Annotated in this window: 16 protein-coding genes; 8 read left to right on the top strand and 8 right to left on the bottom strand. The window is 61.7% G+C overall.

What is annotated here, in order from left to right; all coding sequences use genetic code 11:
* Positions 1–12: 12 nt before the first annotated feature.
* The 3 genes from EP757_RS09985 to EP757_RS09970 form a co-directional block, all read right to left on the bottom strand.
* The gene (locus EP757_RS09985) at positions 13–963 is read right to left on the bottom strand and encodes a JmjC domain-containing protein (protein ID WP_160165781.1); all 951 of its coding nucleotides are present in this window, start codon (positions 961–963) and stop codon (positions 13–15) included.
* A 37-nt stretch (positions 964–1,000) separates the two neighbouring features.
* The gene (locus EP757_RS09980) at positions 1,001–1,252 is read right to left on the bottom strand and encodes a hypothetical protein (RefSeq protein WP_232050448.1); all 252 of its coding nucleotides are present in this window, start codon (positions 1,250–1,252) and stop codon (positions 1,001–1,003) included.
* Between the two features lie 426 nt (positions 1,253–1,678).
* On the bottom strand, positions 1,679–2,389 hold the full coding sequence (locus EP757_RS09970; protein WP_232050447.1) for a GntR family transcriptional regulator: 711 nt from the start codon (positions 2,387–2,389) through the stop codon (positions 1,679–1,681).
* 103 nt (positions 2,390–2,492) lie between these two features.
* Here EP757_RS09970 and EP757_RS09965 point away from each other — a divergent pair, with 103 nt between their 5' ends.
* Together EP757_RS09965 and EP757_RS09960 are read left to right on the top strand one after the other, a co-directional pair.
* Complete coding sequence (locus EP757_RS09965) at positions 2,493–3,590, top strand: DUF1152 domain-containing protein (RefSeq protein WP_127544131.1); 1,098 nt, start codon at positions 2,493–2,495, stop codon at positions 3,588–3,590.
* Positions 3,591–3,624: 34 nt separating this feature from the next.
* The gene (locus EP757_RS09960) at positions 3,625–4,188 is read left to right on the top strand and encodes an NUDIX hydrolase (protein ID WP_127544130.1); all 564 of its coding nucleotides are present in this window, start codon (positions 3,625–3,627) and stop codon (positions 4,186–4,188) included.
* 125 nt (positions 4,189–4,313) lie between these two features.
* Here EP757_RS09960 and EP757_RS09955 read toward each other — a convergent pair whose 3' ends face one another.
* The 3 genes from EP757_RS09955 to EP757_RS42755 form a co-directional block, all read right to left on the bottom strand.
* Positions 4,314–5,771 carry a tyrosine-type recombinase/integrase gene (locus EP757_RS09955; protein ID WP_127544128.1) on the bottom strand — a complete coding sequence of 486 codons (1,458 nt, stop codon included), beginning with the start codon at positions 5,769–5,771 and terminating at the stop codon, positions 4,314–4,316.
* Positions 5,768–6,109 carry a helix-turn-helix domain-containing protein gene (locus tag EP757_RS09950; RefSeq protein ID WP_232050446.1) on the bottom strand — a complete coding sequence of 114 codons (342 nt, stop codon included), beginning with the start codon at positions 6,107–6,109 and terminating at the stop codon, positions 5,768–5,770. The genes EP757_RS09955 and EP757_RS09950 overlap by 4 nt, the downstream gene beginning before the upstream one ends.
* A gap of 584 nt (positions 6,110–6,693) precedes the next feature.
* Entirely contained in the window at positions 6,694–6,864 is a 171-nt protein-coding gene (locus EP757_RS42755) for a hypothetical protein (RefSeq protein WP_160165780.1), read from the bottom strand.
* A 119-nt stretch (positions 6,865–6,983) separates the two neighbouring features.
* On the opposite strand from EP757_RS42755, the gene EP757_RS09945 reads away from it, so the two are divergent.
* The 6 genes from EP757_RS09945 to EP757_RS09925 all read left to right on the top strand — a co-directional run bounded on the left by EP757_RS09945 (position 6,984) and on the right by EP757_RS09925 (position 14,745).
* On the top strand, positions 6,984–7,871 hold the full coding sequence (locus EP757_RS09945) for a replication-relaxation family protein (protein WP_127544126.1): 888 nt from the start codon (positions 6,984–6,986) through the stop codon (positions 7,869–7,871).
* 204 nt (positions 7,872–8,075) lie between these two features.
* Positions 8,076–8,786, top strand: a complete 711-nt coding sequence (locus EP757_RS09940) for a hypothetical protein (protein ID WP_127544124.1) — start codon at positions 8,076–8,078, stop codon at positions 8,784–8,786.
* Positions 8,787–9,472: 686 nt separating this feature from the next.
* Positions 9,473–9,997, top strand: a complete 525-nt coding sequence (locus EP757_RS44775; RefSeq protein WP_370457791.1) for a hypothetical protein — start codon at positions 9,473–9,475, stop codon at positions 9,995–9,997.
* Positions 9,994–12,138 carry a DEAD/DEAH box helicase family protein gene (locus tag EP757_RS09935; protein ID WP_127544122.1) on the top strand — a complete coding sequence of 715 codons (2,145 nt, stop codon included), beginning with the start codon at positions 9,994–9,996 and terminating at the stop codon, positions 12,136–12,138. Before EP757_RS44775 ends, EP757_RS09935 begins: the two co-directional genes overlap by 4 nt.
* Before the next feature lie 226 nt (positions 12,139–12,364).
* Positions 12,365–14,341, top strand: a complete 1,977-nt coding sequence (locus EP757_RS09930; protein WP_127544120.1) for an AAA family ATPase — start codon at positions 12,365–12,367, stop codon at positions 14,339–14,341.
* Between the two features lie 41 nt (positions 14,342–14,382).
* A complete protein-coding gene (locus EP757_RS09925) occupies positions 14,383–14,745 on the top strand; it encodes a hypothetical protein (protein ID WP_127544118.1) in 363 nt (120 codons plus the stop codon).
* A 144-nt stretch (positions 14,746–14,889) separates the two neighbouring features.
* On the opposite strand, the gene EP757_RS09920 is transcribed toward EP757_RS09925, so the two are convergent.
* Together EP757_RS09920 and EP757_RS44770 are read right to left on the bottom strand one after the other, a co-directional pair.
* Positions 14,890–15,873: a site-specific DNA-methyltransferase gene (locus EP757_RS09920; protein ID WP_232050445.1), complete on the bottom strand. Its 984-nt coding sequence runs from the start codon at positions 15,871–15,873 to the stop codon at positions 14,890–14,892.
* A 368-nt stretch (positions 15,874–16,241) separates the two neighbouring features.
* Complete coding sequence (locus EP757_RS44770) at positions 16,242–16,775, bottom strand: DUF1643 domain-containing protein (RefSeq protein WP_127544116.1); 534 nt, start codon at positions 16,773–16,775, stop codon at positions 16,242–16,244.
* Between the last annotated feature and the right edge of the window lie 1,136 nt (positions 16,776–17,911).

Genomic DNA, 17,911 nt, shown 5'->3' with positions numbered 1-17,911 from the left:
AGAAATCCCGAATCAACGGGTCGATGGGCGCTGGCCGATCTGGCTCGGTGCGTGGGAGAGGTAGTCGACGTTCGGTTCGGTGAGTGCTGCCTGAAGCAGGTCGGTGGCCAGCGCGCTGACATCGGCGCCGGTCAGCCACTGCGTCAGCAGGTCGCGCGCCTCGGCGACCTGCCCGGCGAAGGCGGCGGGATCGACGACGCTGGCAGGCGGGATGACGCGTCGCAGCGGGGATGAGGTGAGCGCGGCCTGAGCCAGCTTCCCGGCGATCCAGTAGCCGGTGCGTTCGCGGGCCACGAAGGTCACGTGAACGCTTTCCTCGGTCTGGCTCCGCGCGTGCGGGTTGTGCATCCAGCCACGCGGAAGTACCAGGATCTGACCGGGTCCGAGGTCGAACTCGAAGTCAGGTCGCATCGACTTCATGCGTTCGAGGACGTCGCTGCCCGGCGAGGTGTTGGACGCGAACTGCTCACGGTGCGGCTCCTCGACTCCGGGTTCCCAGAGCTGCCAGGTCTTGTGTCCGGCCAGCTGGTAGACGAAGCCCATGTTCTGGTCCCAGTGGTGATGAAGACCTTGTCCGCCAGCCGGGGTGACGAAGCCAGTGGCGTAGGTGCCGTATCCGGTCTCGTTCTGGATCGCCGAGCAGATCACGTTCACGTCGGGACACCAGCGGTGCAGGTTGCGCAGCTGAATGGTGTAGCCACGGCCACGCCACTTCGCGACCTTGCCGGGGTCGAGATAGCCGTCGGTGGTGTAGGCCCGGGAGTGCAAGGCCGCCCCGTCTTTGATGACGATGAGCTGTTCTGCGGGTGCGGTGCCGGTGTCGAGGTAGCTGTTGATGAGTTCTGCGTTGGCGATGCCGGGAAGGCGGCTGCCGTCGGGTGGCATGTGAATTGCCGGCTTGGTCGGCCAGGCGGTCATCATCTCGCTGACCGTGGCCTTGTCGAACAACATCGAGAGGGACATTCCATCCTCCGGGGGTGTAGGAGTGGTCAAGTCCGGGCTAACCAAGGTCGTCGGTCCAGCCGAGGAATCGCGCGTAGAGGTTGGGAGGTGGCCGGCTCGTATCGGTGGCCCAGTCGTCGATCGCTTCGACCAGGTAGGAGCCGATGACGATCGTGAGCCCATGGGGAAATCTGTGGTACTGATCGGCGAGCTCGACCTTGGCGGTGGCGCACGGCCATGGCTCGCCGCATGTCTTGCAGTCCCACGTAGGTCGCTCGGCCTGATGGTCCGTCCGGGGAACGAGCATCATCACTGCCTCGCCTAGAGGAATCGCGGTCCGCCGACTCGGGTGGCGCCAACCATCTCTGGGCGCGTTGCGCCTGGCTTGCGGCTCGGAAGCCGCAGCGTGCGGGAGAAAATCACCACGGCGTTCTCCCGGCGCCAGCAGGGGCCCAAGACGCCGCAGGCCAGGCAGCGGCCGGTCTGGCTGCTCGTCACGTGCTCGTCCAGGACGGCCTGAGCCTGTGCGAGGAGTTGCCCGGCTGAAGTCGCGTAGTACGTGTTTCCCGCCATGTCCGCCCTCTCCTGCGGTGCAGAGCACACGATCGAAGTAGCGCCAACGCGCGTAAACCAGTTGGATGAACTGGCCTATGCCACTTAAGTGCAGTGTGGCATAGGCCAGTTGCGGTGTGCAACGACCGATTGACTGGCCGTTGTCAGGAGTGGGTCCGGAAGCTCAGGCCACCGGGTATGTCGTCTCGAACGCCCAGCGTCCCGGCGGGTAGACGGCTTCGGTGAACTCGAGGGGCCGGTCTTCAACGTCGTAGACCACATGGCGGACGAGTAGGACCGCTGACGGCTCCGGCAGGCGCAGATGCTCGCGTTCGACTGCGGTCGCCAGGCGAGAGCTCATCTCGTCCCTGGCGTAACGAATCCGGCGACCGGTCGTCTTTTCCACGTAGGCCGTGGTGCCGGCGCGGATCCGTTCCCGGATCAACAGATTCGGTGCCTGTTCGCCGAGTAAGCCCGCGTACCAGGCGGTGGACAGCTCGACGGGTTCATCATCGGCGTGAATCAACCGCTGACGACGTATGACCTGGGCGCCGGCGTCGATACCGAGCGCCTCGGCAACGTCATCGGGGGCGGCGTCGTAGTCGGCGGCAAGGATCGTCGCGCGTTCGTTCGCGGGATAGATCTTTCCGGTGTCCCGTGCCCGGGAGTACCGTTCCCGCGCCAGGCGGTTGGGCCTCATGCGGTCACGCACGAACGTGCCCGACCCCTGCCGGCTCTCGACGAAGCCCTGCTGGCGCAGCGCCTCCAGAGCTCGTGCGGCGGTCGGCCGGGCAACCGTCCACTCGGCGGAGATCTGCCGTTCGGAAGGCACCTCGTCGCCGGGCGTCAGATCACCGCGCAGGATCTGATCGCGTACGTAGTTGGCGATCTGCATGTACTTGGGCAGGACCCGCTGAATCTCCGGCAACTCGCAACCTTCTGACACTGGCATAGCCCACTGGCCACCACGATCAGTATGTCATCGATAGGCTGATTCGATGGGGACCCTCCTGGTCGCCGCTGGCGGAGGCGGCGACGCCATCGCGGCAGCGGCCCTCTCGGCACTGATCCCGGACAAGGCCGTGGGAATCGCGACGATGGCCTGGGACCGGTTGCTCATCGACCCTCTGCCCGGCCCGCGAAGCGCAGCCGACTTCGCACGGCTGGAAAGCCGTCGAGGCTGGTGGCAGGTCACATCCCACAGTCGGCCCATCGCCCCAGCCGGATCCACATTGCCACGTCTGGCGGGTGAGCTGCCGTTGCCACTGGCATTGCTGGATCCGTCCCGCGGTGCCCAAGGCATGCGAGAACAGATCGAGAGCGCGGCGCGGGAACTGCACGCTGATCACATCCGCCTGGTCGACGTCGGCGGAGATCTCCTCGGGCAGCCGGACGACCCAGGTCTGCGAAGCCCTTTCGCCGACGCGTTGACGGCCGCCAGCTGCCTGTCGCTCCCAGCCGAGGTGTGGGTAGCCGGGCCCGGCCTCGACGGCGAGCTGACCGAGAACCTCGTATGGCAACGCGCCGCGAGCCACGCAACGGTGCACACACTCGACCCCGAGATCTGGAAGCCCTACCTGCGCATCCTGCGCTGGCACCCCACCGAAGCCACGGCCCTTCTCGCCTCCGCGGCCCTCGGCCTGCGCGGAACGGTTGAGATACGAGACGCCGGACTACCCGTACACCTCACCGACCGAAGCCCCACCGCCCTCGATCTCGACCTGGCCGCCGTCGCCAACATCAACCCGCTCATTCCCATCCTGGCCGGCACCGCCTCCATTGGCGACGCGGAGCGGCTCGCCGTGCGAACCATGGGAACCACCGAACTCGAAGCCGAACGAGCCAAAGCGGCCAGGCCCAGACGGCATCAGCCTCCCGCCGCCGATACCCTCGCGGCGCTGCCGGATTGGGAGCGGGCGGCCCGGCGCCGAGGCGTCGACTTCGTGACCTACCGACGACTGGCGGAAGCGCTTGGACACATCGAGGTCGCGGCGCTCAGGACGTTGCTCACCACGCACCATCCCACCGGGGACACCAGCTTGCTCTGGATAGTCGAAGACCGCGGGTGTGAAGCCGAGCCGACGTTGCTTAACTGAGGTTGCGTCGAGTATTCGCGGCTAGCGTGCGTTCATGAGCGTGGAGCCGAAGCGAGCCAGCGAATGGACGATCCACGGTGAGCGTGTCATCGACGACACGAGACGTGCGGTGCTCAGCATCGCCGACGTGGAGCTACCCGACGGCGTGCGGTTCGAGCAGTACGTTCTTCGGGTTCCCGGCGCCGCGATGGTCGTTGTCGTCGACGACGAACAGCGTGTGCTGATGATGTGGCGGCATCGGTTCGTCATCAACCGATGGGTCTGGGAACTACCCGGCGGCTACCTCGACCCGGACGAGGACCCGATGGTGTGCGCGGCACGCGAGGTCGAGGAAGAGACAGGCTGGCGACCACGAGCCATCGAGAAGCTGATCGGCTTTCAACCGATGGTCGGCACCATCGATCAGGACAACGTCGTCTACCTGGCCCGCGGTGCCGACTTCACCCGCTCGGCCCCGGACATCAACGAGGCCGAGCGCATCGCCTGGATCCCCCTTCACGAGGTCCGACAGCACATCGCCGACGGCATGATCGTCGGAGCCGGATCGGTATCCGGGCTGCTGGCAGTTCTGCTGCTGAAGGCGGCGGGCGAGCTTTAAGACGCGAGCCTTGAAACCCGTGCCCTCCTCGACGAGGCTCCGCAGGTACTGCTCCACTCCCAGTCGCGAACGAAGCAAAGCCGACCCTCATCGGTGAGGGTCGGCCTTACTTTCGGTTGTGACTGTTATGCCGCTTCGCGGGGGATGAGGTTGGCAGCCGCGTCGGCATTCGGGCGTCGCAGTTCGAGGATGACCGAGGTGTAGGTGTCGGAGGTGAGGCCGATCGTGGAGTGGCCGAGGACTTCCTGGATCTCCTTCATGTCGGCGCCGCCGTGGCGTAGATAAGTGGCTGCGCAGTGGCGGAGATCGTGCAACCTGACCGGCGGTAACCTGCTCTTGGTGACGAGGTGATCGAAGCGATCGCTGATGGTCTGGGGATGCCAGGGTTGACCGTCGGGGCGGACGAAGAACAAGCCGGTGTCCGGCCAGCTGTCACCGCTCACCTGCTGCCAGCGGTTACGCATGTCGAGGTAGGCGGTGAGTCCGGCGACGGTGGTGGGCCCGAGCGGGATGATCCGGTCACCGGCGTCGCTCTTGACCTTACGGGTTACGGGGGCGTAGCCGACGGTGGTGATCTGCTGGACGATGCTGAGGTAGGCCTCGTTGAGGTCGACGTCGTAGTCACGCAGCCCCACGGCTTCACCGCGGCGTAGTTCGCGGTGCAGGATGAGCTCGAACAGCGGGTGCAGGACGGCGTCGTGGCGTTGGGCGTAGTCGAGGAACTGGCAGGCCTGCTCGGGCCTCCACACCATCACCGGGCTAGGCCGCTCACCGGTGGCCTTCCACAGTTCGATCGCTTTCGGTGTCCAGACGCGTGCCTTCGGGCGGGTGCCAGGTTCGAGTTCGATGCCGAGGGCCGGGTTGGTGGGGATGAGGCGGGCACGGCGGACGGCGTCGTTGAGTGCTACCCGCAGGGTGGCGTACAGCCGGATCATGCTCGACGCGCCCATCGGCCGGATACCGCGAAACTCGGCGCGCACGACCGGATCGGTGCTCGCTCGCGCGGTGCGGATCTGTTCGTTGCGCTCGTCGAGTGCTGTGAACATGAGTTGGATGTGGCTAGGCCGCAGACCTTGCAACGGGATGTCGCCGAGGTGGAGGATTAGGTAGGAGCGGATGTGGTCGCCGTACCCTCGGATGGTCTTGGGGGAGAGCCCGCGTCGTGCGGCCAGCCAGTCGGTGAGGTATTCGCCGGTGGTGGTCGGCACGGTGGCGGGGACACCGGCGCGGACGCGGGCGGCGACGGTATCCCGGTCGGGTAGCGGGGCGCCGTTCTTGCAGGCTTGCAGCAGGTCGCCGATCTGTACGGCGAGGCCGGTGTCGTCGCCGGCCAGGGCGAGCAGAGAGCGGGCGTGGTCGAGTTCGGTGCGGGTGGTGTCGCGGTCGTCGAAGCCGCTGCGGCGTAGTACCCGGCGGCTGCGTCCGGGGGCGGCGGGGAGTTCGAGTTGGTAGCCCCAGGTGCCGTGGGCGGTGCTCCAGGAGCCGCCGGTGCGGCGTAGTTTTGGGCAGCCGCTGTTGAGTCGTCGTCCGGTGGCGGGGTCTTTGCAGCCGCACCGTTTGGTGATGGATCCTTCGCTGGTCACGATTCTCCCTGCGTCGCGTGGTCGTCGACGGCGGTCGTTCTGATTCCGTCGTGGTGATCCACGCTTCGTGTCGCCGACGTCGTCAAGTCGCCGCTGGAAGGGATGCCGAGGACGGCGAGGATGCCGGCGACTGGTACGCGGTAGCGGGTGCCGGCACGGATGACCGGTGCCGGGAAGTCGTCGGTGCGGGCGAGGTCGTAGGCGAGGGACCGGCCGAGGCCGAAGATCTGTGCGGCGGTGGGTAGGTTGGTGACGGCGCCCAGGGCGCGGATGCGGTCCGCCGTCCACGGGCTTTCGCGGTGGTCGGTGGAGAGGTTCGGGTCGGTGGTGGCGTTCACGGCGAGAGTGCTCCTGTCACAAGAGACGGACCGACACCGGGCGCATCCCGGCTGCTGGCCGCCGGCGCGGACGGGTTGCGCTGGCACTCTCAAACCGGCTTTTGTCAGCTCCGGCGAACACTCATCGATCTAACAGAGTTCTGACAGACCTGACGAAAGTCTGACAGTGCAGGTCAGCGCCTTGATCAGCACCGGATCTGGCGGTCTGACAGGCCCGGTACATCGACTTGCGGAATGCGCTGTCAGTCGGTTGTGTACAACTGACTGACAGCTCGGTCGATCATGCTGAGGCATCGCACCGAATCCTTCGGAATGCCGCTGACCTGCACTGTCAGAGATTCTCGGCGGCTTGTCAGAAATCTGTTAGACCGGTAAGTGTTCGCCGGAGCTGACAAACCCCGTTTTGAGGTTGGCGTCGCTGGTACGCGCCTCGCAGCGGCAACCGTCCGGACCCGAGCTCGCGTCGGTAACCCGATGCCGCACTCTCGCCCGCGCCGGCACTCCGAGCGGGCAGGGTTGAAGCCGCCCGTACCCGCAGCGCACCCATAGCGCTGCTCACTTCTGTTCCGTGCCGGTGGATCTTGTTAGAACTCGGCCAGCGCGAGTGTGCAGAAGTCCAGGCGGTCGGCCGGCACCTCCACAACCTTTCGAAGATCGAGGAGATCTCTGTTGCAGTTCTCGTACTTGCCACCGACAACGGTTCGGGCATCAGTGCGGACGTCAGCCTTGTCGTCAGTGTTGATGTCAGTCTTCAAGCGGACCCCCGAACGGACCCCCACACCCGCCTCACAGTGCAGGTCAGGGCAGCTGTCGCCGCCAGGGGCATGTGCTCCGACAGACCCTGCAATCGTCCGGGTCTCCCCGGGGGTACGTCATGGATGATCCCGTCCTGCGGGTGCAGTCCCAGCTCACCGCCCGCGACCGGGTCCTGCTGGGCTGGCTCTACGACCATGGCGTCCTCACCACGTTCCAGGTCGCAACCGCTCTGTTCCCGTCGCTGGACTTCTGCCAGCGACGTCTGCGTACCCTGTACCAGCTGCGGCTGATCGCCCGGTTCCGCCCTCAGCGCGCCGACGGCGGCTCGTACCCGTACCACTGGCTCATCGACCAACTCGGCGCCGAAGTCGTCGGTGCGGCCCGCGACGAACGGCCACCGCGCCGCGACCACGCTCGCCTCGAACGCCGCCGATGGACCTCAACCCACACCCTCACCCACCGGCTCGGCGTCAACCAGTTCTTCACCGACCTTGCCGGCCACGCCTGCACCCACTCGAACGGTTCGCTGCGACAGTGGTTGCCAGAGGCGGCCTGCCAACGTGCCGGTACCTTCGCCCAACCGGACGATCCCGTCCTGATCCGCGCCTACCAGCCGCACATACGACCGGATGGCTACGGCGTTTGGGCGGAAGGTGACAAGGTCGTTCCGTTCTTCCTCGAGTACGACACGGGGACTGAACAACTCGGCGTCTTGATTGGCAAACTCGTCGGCTACCGCAAGCTGTTTGCCGAGATCGGGCGAGCGTGGCCGGTGCTGTTCTGGTTTCACTCCGCTGCCCGTGAGCGCAATTTCCGGACCCGGCTCGCTGAACTGCCTCCAGTAGTACCGATGGCGACCGGCGCACGAGATCATGCGGTGCTCCGCGGGCAGTCCCCAGCAGAAGAGGTGTGGGCGATCGCTGGAGACGGAGACGGCCGCACGTCCCTGGCCGACCTCAGCGTGCTGGCGCTCAACATGCCCGAATCGCTGGCATCCAAGCCATAGCCGTCGCAGCGGCTGGCCTTGGCCCGTACGGCCCGGGACACCGGGGCCGTTGTACACGATCCGTCCCGCAGCGATGGGCAGGGCTTGGCGACGAATTGGCCGATCGGTGGCAGCGAGGCGGGTCTCTGCTTCGAGCTCGGCCATCGACTGCTGTCACCGACCGCGACAAACAAGAGGTAAAGCCGAACAATCTTAAGGAGCTTCGTGGAAATCCGATGGGAAGACTTCCAGCGCCAAGCCGGCGAAGCGTTCGCAGCGGTTACGAAATGCCTCGGCGAACGCCAGATCGTGATTCACAACGCTGGCCATCTCGCAGCGGCCCTAGCTCGACTGCCTGCTGACACTCCTATGATCATCGCCGGAACCACCCGGATTGACCCCAGCCTACGCCAAGACGCTGATCGACACGTAGTTACGCTTGCCGAAGTCGTTCCGATTGCTGTGCCGGATACGACCGTCGTCGACGAGATGGGTGACGACTACCCGGCATTCACACCAGCTTTGCAGCTCGGGGCGGTCGTCATGAGCCGGAACGCCGGCGGGCCGCCGCTCGTGACCGTTCCCCAACCAGCACAACAACGCGCTGAGGAAGCTCTGGCTGGCGGCGAGGTGGTGGAAGCCTTGGCGGCGCAGGTGGAATTACTGACCTGGATCGCGGGTACTCTGAGCACGCTCGCAGAGGAAGTAGTCCTCGACCTTGACGATGAGGTCGCTTTGGAACACATCGAGGATGCTGACATCCGCGTTGCGCTCACCCTTGAAGCCGAGCGACTCCGTCAGGCCGCCCATCGCCTCGAGGCGCTACACGCACAGGTTGTCGAGTACGAAGCCGTAGCCGACGTCGTCGAAGAAGCCGAAGGAATCGTCGAGCTGACCACGTGCGCAAATCCTGACGACTCCGAGTCCGCGAGTTGATGTCGGCGGTGCTGGCGCGACCGTGAGCAACTCGCATGCGCGCCAGCGTGCACGGCACTCGGAATGCCGCTTACGTGCGTCGTTCCGGGCGCCGATGGACGACGCACCGCCGCGTGACGCTTCAGGGTGGCCAACACTCAGGGCCGGAGCCGACGGCGCGGCCGATGCGCCGCGCGTGTCGTCCAATAGCGCAGTCGGGCCGTTAGGATGGGGCTTACGACACCTCCGGCGGGGCACTCCGGCTCTGACCACCGCGGTCCGCGGTGGCGCCATCCTCGATGCTGACGCGGCATCCAGTTCCGCAGACGGCCCAGGTAAGCGGAGCTACTACACCCTTGCAGCGAGGCGCCGACCACAAGGTCAAGGCCGACTGAGATGGCGAACCGTTCACCTGCGGTTGGTCGGCGGCTGACAGTTACAGCCGTGAGGGCCCTGGAACAACTTAGAATGTCAGACCCCTATGGGAGTGTCTGATCGTGCAGCTTGAACCCTCCGGGCTCGACCTCGAGCCACAAGCGTCACCAAGAGAACGCTTGGCGGTATACCCACTGCCTGCAAGGGCAGCTAGACCACTCCATGACCCAGCGTACCCTAAGGCGGTGGCAAGCCAGGAGAACCCTGCACGATGGTCCCTCGAGAAACTACACCGACGCTTCTGCAGGGCCCTCGGTGATCGGCTGCTTGAGATGCCAGCAGAAGCTGCCCTCGAGGTTAAACCACTCGACCTGCGGACAGGATCCCCGCTGCCTCCTCGCTTGCGCCTCTACCTGTTCAACGCAACGGACCACCCGTCGGAGCGACGGGCGGGGGATTATCGGATTCAGCTACGTCTTCCTCGGCAACGACCAAAGACTCGCGGCCGTCTGGAAGAGGAGCCGGGCTCTTTGCTAATTCTCGCCGGATATATTTCAGAATTCGACGTTTTCGTATTGTGGGATTCTCGGGCCCACGGCGAATTTCCTTATTCTAAGGGTGTACAGGTAGCCGCGACAACAGTTCACGAAGCAGCAATCCAGGGCATTTCCGAACAAAATAGAAGCATCAGAAGCGCTGGTTTACAGGAGCATGTAGTTGCGATCCGCGCAGCGGATCTGGTTCAGGGCCTACTCAGAAGGGACGAGCTGAGCCGTGATGATTTATTGGCAGATTCCAGCAACTCCAGCAATCCTTCTATGGCGGAGCCGCGCCGAGCGCAAGGGCAGCTCTGGTGAAGCGACTCCGTGATTTCAATTTCGAAGAGAGTTACGATAAGGGCGAGAATGATCTAGCCGAGGAATTTTATCTACCCTGCATGCGTAGTGCGACTCAATACGACCGCATATCGGGATATTTTTCCTCGGCAGTATTCTCAATAGCTTGGCCCGCGCTGAAAGAATTCGTAAATGCGGGCGGACGAATGAGGATTATTTGCTCGCCAGTATTCTCAGAAGGAGATCTGACGGGCTTGCGGGAAGGTCAGGAGGCACTCGAAAACGAAGAGCTATCTAAAGCCTTGGTCGCGGAACTGCGCATACTTCTGAACGGTGACCGATCACGTAAGCCAACCCGCGTTCTAGCCGGCTTAATAGCCAGCGGCGTAATCGATATTCGCTTGGCTCTCATGAACGAAAGTGCATCGGCTTCCGACCGGCGGATGTTTCACGATAAGGTTGGCATCTTTAGGGACTCGTCTAATGACTCGGTCGGATTCCGCGGCTCGATGAATGAAACCTATCTCGGACTGGCAGCCGACGGCAATCTCGAAAGCATCGACGTTTTCACTTCGTGGACCGGCGAACGGGATGGGCGGCGCCTCGACAAGGCGCAGAACCGATTCCAGTCGCTATGGGACGACGAAGCTCCCGGAGTGCGTGTTCGGCATCTCTCGGATGCTGCTAAGAAACTCATTCGAGAGGCAGGTTCCGAAGACTGGGAAGTGCTGGTAGATGAGGTAATAGCCGAGTCTGCAATACGCGCAAAAACTAGTGGCGCTGCTCGCCCACTTCGGGATCACCAGGTGCAGGCGCTAGCCGCCTGGCAGCTCAACGGGCGGCAGGGGCTACTAGAGCATGCGACTGGTAGCGGAAAGACTTATACGGCGATTAATGCCATCCGCTCGGTAATCGAGGATAGCGGGAAGGTCCTAGTCCTCGTACCAAGTGCTCTCCTCCTTACCCAGTGGCAGCGCGAACTGAATCAATATCTCTCCGACCTAAATCCCCAGATCCTGCTGGCAGGCGACGGGCATGATGACTGGCGTCGCCGAGAATTGCTCCGTCCTTGGACTGCGCCTGGCGATGGATGCCGTATCACCCTAGCCACAATCGCAACAGCAAGTTCTGAGGCATTCCGGGCCAGAGTCCACAGCCACCAACGATTGCTTGTAGTGGCAGACGAAGCACATCGCCTAGGTAGTCCACAGGCGCGTAATCTGCTCACTCTCGACGCAGGTTGGCGTCTCGGCCTAAGTGCGACCCCGCGGCGAGCTGGCGATAGTGAGGGATCAGCGGCGATTTTAGAATACTTCGGGGGTATCTTACATCCGCCCTATTCCCTGACAGACGCGATCCGCGATCGTGTTCTCACACCATATACATACCATCCGCACCCAGTGCCGCTCACGCCAGCAGAGCAAGACGAGTATGACGAAATCAGCCGCCGCATTCGGCGTGAATCTGGCCGCCGCGGTGACGCGCTTGACGACTTGGAGGCTAATGAGCGACTTCGACGTCTAGCAATAGCTCGCGCCAGGGTTTTAAAACGAGCCGCAGGCAAGGTTGATATGGCTCGTCGAGTCTTACTCGAGCACTGGCAGGACGGGCAGAGGTGGTTGGTCTACTGTGACGGCCTTGCGCAGCTTCAGCAGGTCCGAAGTACCTTGGCTGCCGCTGGCCTGCCGACGCTCGAGTACCATTCCGGAATGGCGGGAGATCGAGAGGCCACTCTCGCTGAACTGGAGCTCAACGGAGGGATCGTTGTCAGCATCCGCTGTCTCGACGAGGGGATCGACCTACCTGCTGTAACCCATGCGCTGATACTCGCAAGCAGCCGGAACCCACGAGAATTCATCCAACGACGCGGGCGGATCCTCCGACGCTACCCGGGGAAGACGATCGCTCGGCTGCACGACGCTATAACGACACCCAGCTTCGCCACAAACTCGCCGGCCGAAGGCTTGGAATATCGACCAAGAGCCAGCGACAGGCTACTAGCGGGTGAGCTTGGCCGTGTGCTTGACTTCGCGCACGGAGCAGCCAATCCACAAGCACTGACTCAGGTGGAACAGATTTGTATCCAGCACGGTGTTCGAGTAGCCGCCAGTGGAGTTGCCGATGCCGCCGATGGGGTCGAGACGGAGGACGACGATGACTGACAGGGAGCTAGCTGGTTCGGAAATAACGCGTGCGCTACCGCAGGCCACGGTAGAGGATGTCCTGCTTGCCACGGAGGAGCTGCGAGAAGCAGAGTATCCCGACATCCCTGCAGACCTCCTCCACGCGATCCTTGCCGCGCAGCGTGACAACCTTGATGATGGACCGGCGGCAGCCCGATCACTGTCTCGGATCATAGAAACCTTTCTATCAAGAGAGGCTGCCTAAATGCTTCGGCTTGAGAGTCTGGAACTCACAGATTTCGGCCCGTATCGGGGAACCCAGAAGTTCACGTTCGCGGATAAGCCTGGTGTTGAGCTTCTATGGGGAGAGAACGGGCGGGGGAAGACCACATTACTCAACGCTTTAAGGTATGCACTATTCGGCGTCGTACTGGGCCGCGGGTCCTTGAGTATAGACCTAGTCACAGTGGGCAATAGCGAGGCTCCGGAGAACGCGGGGGCGCGCGGCTTCAAGACGGTCCTGGCTTTCCGATACAACGGCCACAGGTACAAGTTAACCCGAGCATTCAAGCCTTATGATCCGACCCGGGCGGCGATAAGTCGTGCTGACTTCCGCGAACAGCTGAGTCTGTTGCGTGATGGCGATGTCCTCGGCCCTGAAGAGCGCGATCGAGAACTTGCTCGTCTTCTCCCGAAGCAAATCGGCCGGTTCTTCCTCTTTGACGCAGAGTTGTTGCAAGAGTACGAGCAGCTCTTGAACGCGGGCAGCGAGGTGGGAGAGCGCCTCAAGGATGCCATCGAGCGGATCCTCGGTGTACCTGTGCTAACCCAGGCCCGAGCCGGCGTTGCCGCATTGCTGAAGAGCGCTCGAGCTGACCAGGCAAAAGCGGCGCAGCGAGATAAGAGCACACGAGACTTGGGAAATAGTCTGCAGCTCGCTACTGAAAGCGCGGACCAGCTGCGCGAGAACGTCCGAGATTTGACGGGCAAGGTGGACGAGCTCACGGGCAGCGTTGCGGACCTCGAGAAGCAGCTTGCGTCGGTAACGCGGTTACGCGAGCGGCTTGGAAAGAGAAACGCTAAACGCGAGGAGGTTGAACGTTTACGGCAGCGCCACGATGACTTGCTCACGGATCTCAAAGCGCTGTCGGGATCCGCTTGGCGTGCCGTACTAGAGCCGGCAGCACAAAAGATGCTCGCCCAGCTCGACGAAGAGATCGACGACGTCACCAAGCGACGAAACGACGCCGTCGTGGCGCACGCCGCCACCGCTCGACTAGCTGAGCTCATCGCGGGCGGTCAGTGTCCAACTTGCGGACAAGTGACCGATCCTCTTCAGCCACAGGCTACGCCACCCGGTGAACTTCCAGTAGACGATCCGGCGGCGCTCGACACTCAACTGATTACCTTGCGTAATCGGCAGCGTGCGTTGCGCAGGCTCAAGGGCGACGCCTCACTGATCGCTCGGCTCGAAAGCGAGGCCGAGCAAACGTTGGTAGACCTCTCTGATGCCGAGCAGCAGCTGAAAGACCTGGAGGCCCAGCTTAAGGACGATCCAGGCAGCGAGGCTGCTTTGCTGGACTTGCTGGACCGCCACGCGAATACGCGAGTGAGCCTTGGCAACACGAAAGCTCTGCTGGCACAGGAGCGTAGGGAACTCGCCAGCAAGGAGGCCGCAGTTGCCAAACTGTCTGATCGCCTGGCGAAAGCAGGGAATAACGAGACGGGCCCTCAAGACCGTAAGGTAGCACTGCTGACCAGCCTCCACGAGCTCTTAGACGCTGCGGTTGCAGACTTCCGAGAGCGGCTGCGCGAGCGCATCGAAGAAGACGCCACCGCTGTTTTCCGTGTGCTGTCCGCAGAACCGGATTATGACAGGCTCCGGATCAATGAAAGCTACGGCTTGACAATCCTCCACAAAGATGGTCGCCCGGTGGTCAACAGAAGTAGCGGATATGAACACGTTGTCGCGCTTTCACTAATCGCTGCCTTACAGCGCTGTTCCCCAATGAGCGGTCCTATTATTACCGACAGTCCATTTGGACGACTTGACAGAAAACACAAACGTCATGTCCTCCGTGCTCTACCTCAGTTGACGGATCAGGTCTTGTTGCTGGTACACGATGACGAGCTAGATCGGTCTGTTGCGCTCGATGAACTGGCACACAGCCTGGTCGCTGAACACCATCTGTACCGGCGGTCGGCGCGGCATACCGAGATCGAGCGAGGGGCTCCGGCATGAATGGGGAAACGGTAGGGCTATCCGAATCTGACGATGCACCAATGAAGGCATACAAAAAGAATATGGCTTTCACAAGCGCTGCAGAATCTGCAGCGAAAAGGATAAAGGATCAATTCAACCTGACAGACGTCCTCGACGCCGGCCGTCTTAGTATTGCGTACGCATTGCGTGAAGGCATACCCGTCGAGCGAGCACCTGGCTTCGGCCCCATGAGCGGCAGTAATTACAACGTTGGCTCGGTTGATCCAGATGGAGAATTACGTGATCTTCTATTAGCGCTGCGTCCCGGTTTGAATGAGGACCCGTACCGCGTTCTAGAAACCTTAATGAACGACGGAGCGCTTAAACTCGACGCTGAGGTTTCGAGTGCTTCCATCTTGTCGCTGCGTGACCTGTTGAACTAAGCTTGGCTTTGTGGTTCTTGCGAGACTATAGGAAATCGACGGCCCGCAATTACTGGGCTTGCCCACACGACAAGTCGTGTGGGCAAGCTGCGCCATCGTTAGCGCACTTTCGTGTAACATACGGTGACGATGGTGCCACTTCCCCTAGAGCTTCGGTCCTTCACCAGTCACTATCGCTCGATGAATCTCACGAATTTCCGGCAGGGGCTTTCCCTCAAGAAAACGGACGCCGGATAGGGCGGCGTACTCATGACTTTTCTCGATCGAAAGCCATTTCCTCCCGAGGATTTCTGCGACATGCCCGGTAGTATTCGAGCCACCGAAAATGTCCAGGACGAAGTCATTCTGATGAGTTAGCATCTTGATAAAGAACTCAGGGAGAGCAGCCGGAAACCTTGCCGGATGCGATCGAAGGCCCAGTTCCTTGCAGGTCCTAATGTAGAAACCGTTAGAGTCTGAATTCGGATACGAAAGCAGATTTGAAGGGAGGGCCCCGCCGTTATCAAGTCCGAAAGCCTTACCGATCGAATGGCCGGAGTCTCGGACTTTCGGCCGATAGTAGCTCTCAGGATTCTTCAGCAGCCGTCGCATCGATTCCGAATATGGAACCCGAACCGAGTCAAGGCTAACCTTCGGGAAGTCTGTTTTGGAAAGCCACCACACAGTGTTGACGGAATCTTTGACGCGAATCTTCCTCTTATTGACCCATTCAATAGGAGAAGGAAGCTTGGCGGGATTGTGCCAGTAGAACTCTTCGGCGAGTTGGTACCCGAGATCGTCAACTAAAGCGATGAGAACCCGATACTGGTGCAGTGATCGTACCGGCCGGCCTCGCTGATAGGCGCCTCCGATATCGATTACAAGGCTTCCGGTTTCCTTTAGTGCATCCTTGGCGGCTTTGGCAAAGCTAACTAGCCAATCTACATACGCATGCTGATCTTCGTTGCCGTATTCTTTTTGCCTTAGCAGCGGAAAGGGCGGCGAGGTCACGATCAGATCGACAGAGTTTGCGGGCAGTTGAGGTAAGATATCCAGACTGTCCCCACATACTTGCACACCGCTGTTGGTGGTGTAGATGACCTTGCCCGCCGTCACGTTCGCGAGCAGGTTGTGGGGTGTCATGGTCATTACGCTCCTCAGGCACCGAGCACATGTGTGTGCCAGTTTCGCTTGGCACACTAGCGGGATGCCCCGGACAATCAAGTACCACGGCAAATCGTAGCAGAGTGTATACCGTGAGACCCGATACGCTCAATCCGGGTTCAGCGGCGATCTGAACCAGTGAAAGTCGTTGGGAGGGGTGCCAGGAGTGAAAGCCATCCGTGAAGGTGGGTCGGCTTTGCCTCGTTGACGCCCGGGCGACCGGGTACCACCGCTTGTGGCCATCGACGAGTGCATTGCCGCAGGATTGTCTGGCGATAGAGACTAGTTTCTCGCTTGGTCACCGCGACCCTGGAGCCATATTGGCCGTCGGGCTATTAACCTAGTCAATCTCTTTACTTGCCAAGACCTCTAACGTCGGCGATGTAGCTTCGCCGCAGGACGGTTTCGAGTCTGTCCTGGAAGTTCGCGCCAGACGCAATTGCTCGTTCCGGACCGGTGAATTGACGCCAGCGTGATGGATGTCGCGGTAGTCCAAGGACCGTCCACACTTGTTCATGGCCGGCTTGTGCTATTTGATCAAGGGCCCATCTTACCTGGGACTGATAGTGCTGACGTGTTCTGCCCACAAATCCACTTCCAACCCCCCATGCGAGTAGGATCTCGTCGCATGATCGAACCACGGATTTGATGGCGGGACGCGCTGTTAACCAGTGCTGCTGTTCGACGCCAAACTTGTTTATTTCTAATAAGTCCCTAGTGGCCATGGTGAACAGGTTGGCGATTTGCATACTGTCACAGCCAACGATGGGCAAAGCCACCTGAAGGTTTCGCCATGAGATAGTGGCGGTGTGATCCACGCCTTGCGGTGGATTCAGGAGCAATGCGCCGAGCCTCGGCACGGGGAGTTGACTTTTGGATGTCGCCATCTAGAGCATCGGCCCCTTTCTAAAGTGCCTGTGTAGACCGCATCAGGCTACGGCAACCTTTCCATCCGTGCCGACTGGCGTGTCACTCCAACGAGGCCAGAGGCGCGCTAGCATCCGACCGCGAGCTAGCATATCTACTGCAGGCAGCCCGGTAGCATGTGGGACGAATAGCATCCACACGGCGTGCGGGCCCTTTAGTCGGCGCAGTTGGCCTTGTGGCGTAGGACATCGGCGGCGATGTCATCAGCCGGGTTGCGTCGGCGTTGTATTGCGGGCGCCTCATAGTTTTGTGTAGCGATGCGATGTCGTCGAGGCGGACATGCGCTTAGAAACGGCTCGAACGCGAACCAAGATCAGATGCTTTCCGGTTGCGGCAGCTGAGCGTGGCGAACGTTGGCCGCGCCGCTGGGCTGCGAGTCTCGACAGCGTTGAGGGCGGTGATCGGTCAGTGTTCACATGTCGCCACGGTGGGTGTTATGGCGGCGTATTCGCGGTGGCGGATGCTTGCGCTTCGCGCTGACCGAAGCTGACCTAAAGAATTCGACGCGGAGCGATAGCCTTCCTTGGTGCTCCGTCGATGATCTATTTCGGCGATGGTTTCCATGCGGGCGGGGTCTAAAATCGCGCGTTCGAGTGGCGGCGATCTATCCCGGGGCGCCTGAAGCATGCACATTTCGATGACTAGCGAAAGTGCAAAGTCGTTCTGAGCTACGATAATGTCTTTGAAACTGTTATTGGCCGGAAGGTTGCACAGCGTACTTGTGACAGCTAGTTGTCTACGGATCAGAGGATACGAAGTCGACTCCGTGTCGGCCGTCGAGCTATGGATCAGATGGTTCCTCGCGGTCTGTCAGCAGCGGAGTTTGGCGGCGCTTCGGGCTGATGGGCCGCGGCCGTGTCGAGGATGGTGATCCGCAGGTGATCGCATGTCGCAACGGCGGGTGTCACGACGCAGTAGCCTCGGTAGCAGGGGCGTTGCCACTTCGCCCTGAGCAGCGCTGATTGAAGCGGGTTCTACGCTGTGTGACGGTGTCACGTGGTGATCCGGTGGTGATCGGATGTCGGCGACCGGTTCAGCACGGGCGTGACCGCATCAGCACGTTTTAGTGGTGGCTGTCGATCAGTGCAGGGCTTGA

The sequence above is a fragment of the Actinoplanes sp. OR16 genome (assembly GCF_004001265.1).
Taxonomy (GTDB): domain Bacteria; phylum Actinomycetota; class Actinomycetes; order Mycobacteriales; family Micromonosporaceae; genus Actinoplanes.
This window is presented reverse-complemented; position numbering and strand designations above follow the sequence as displayed.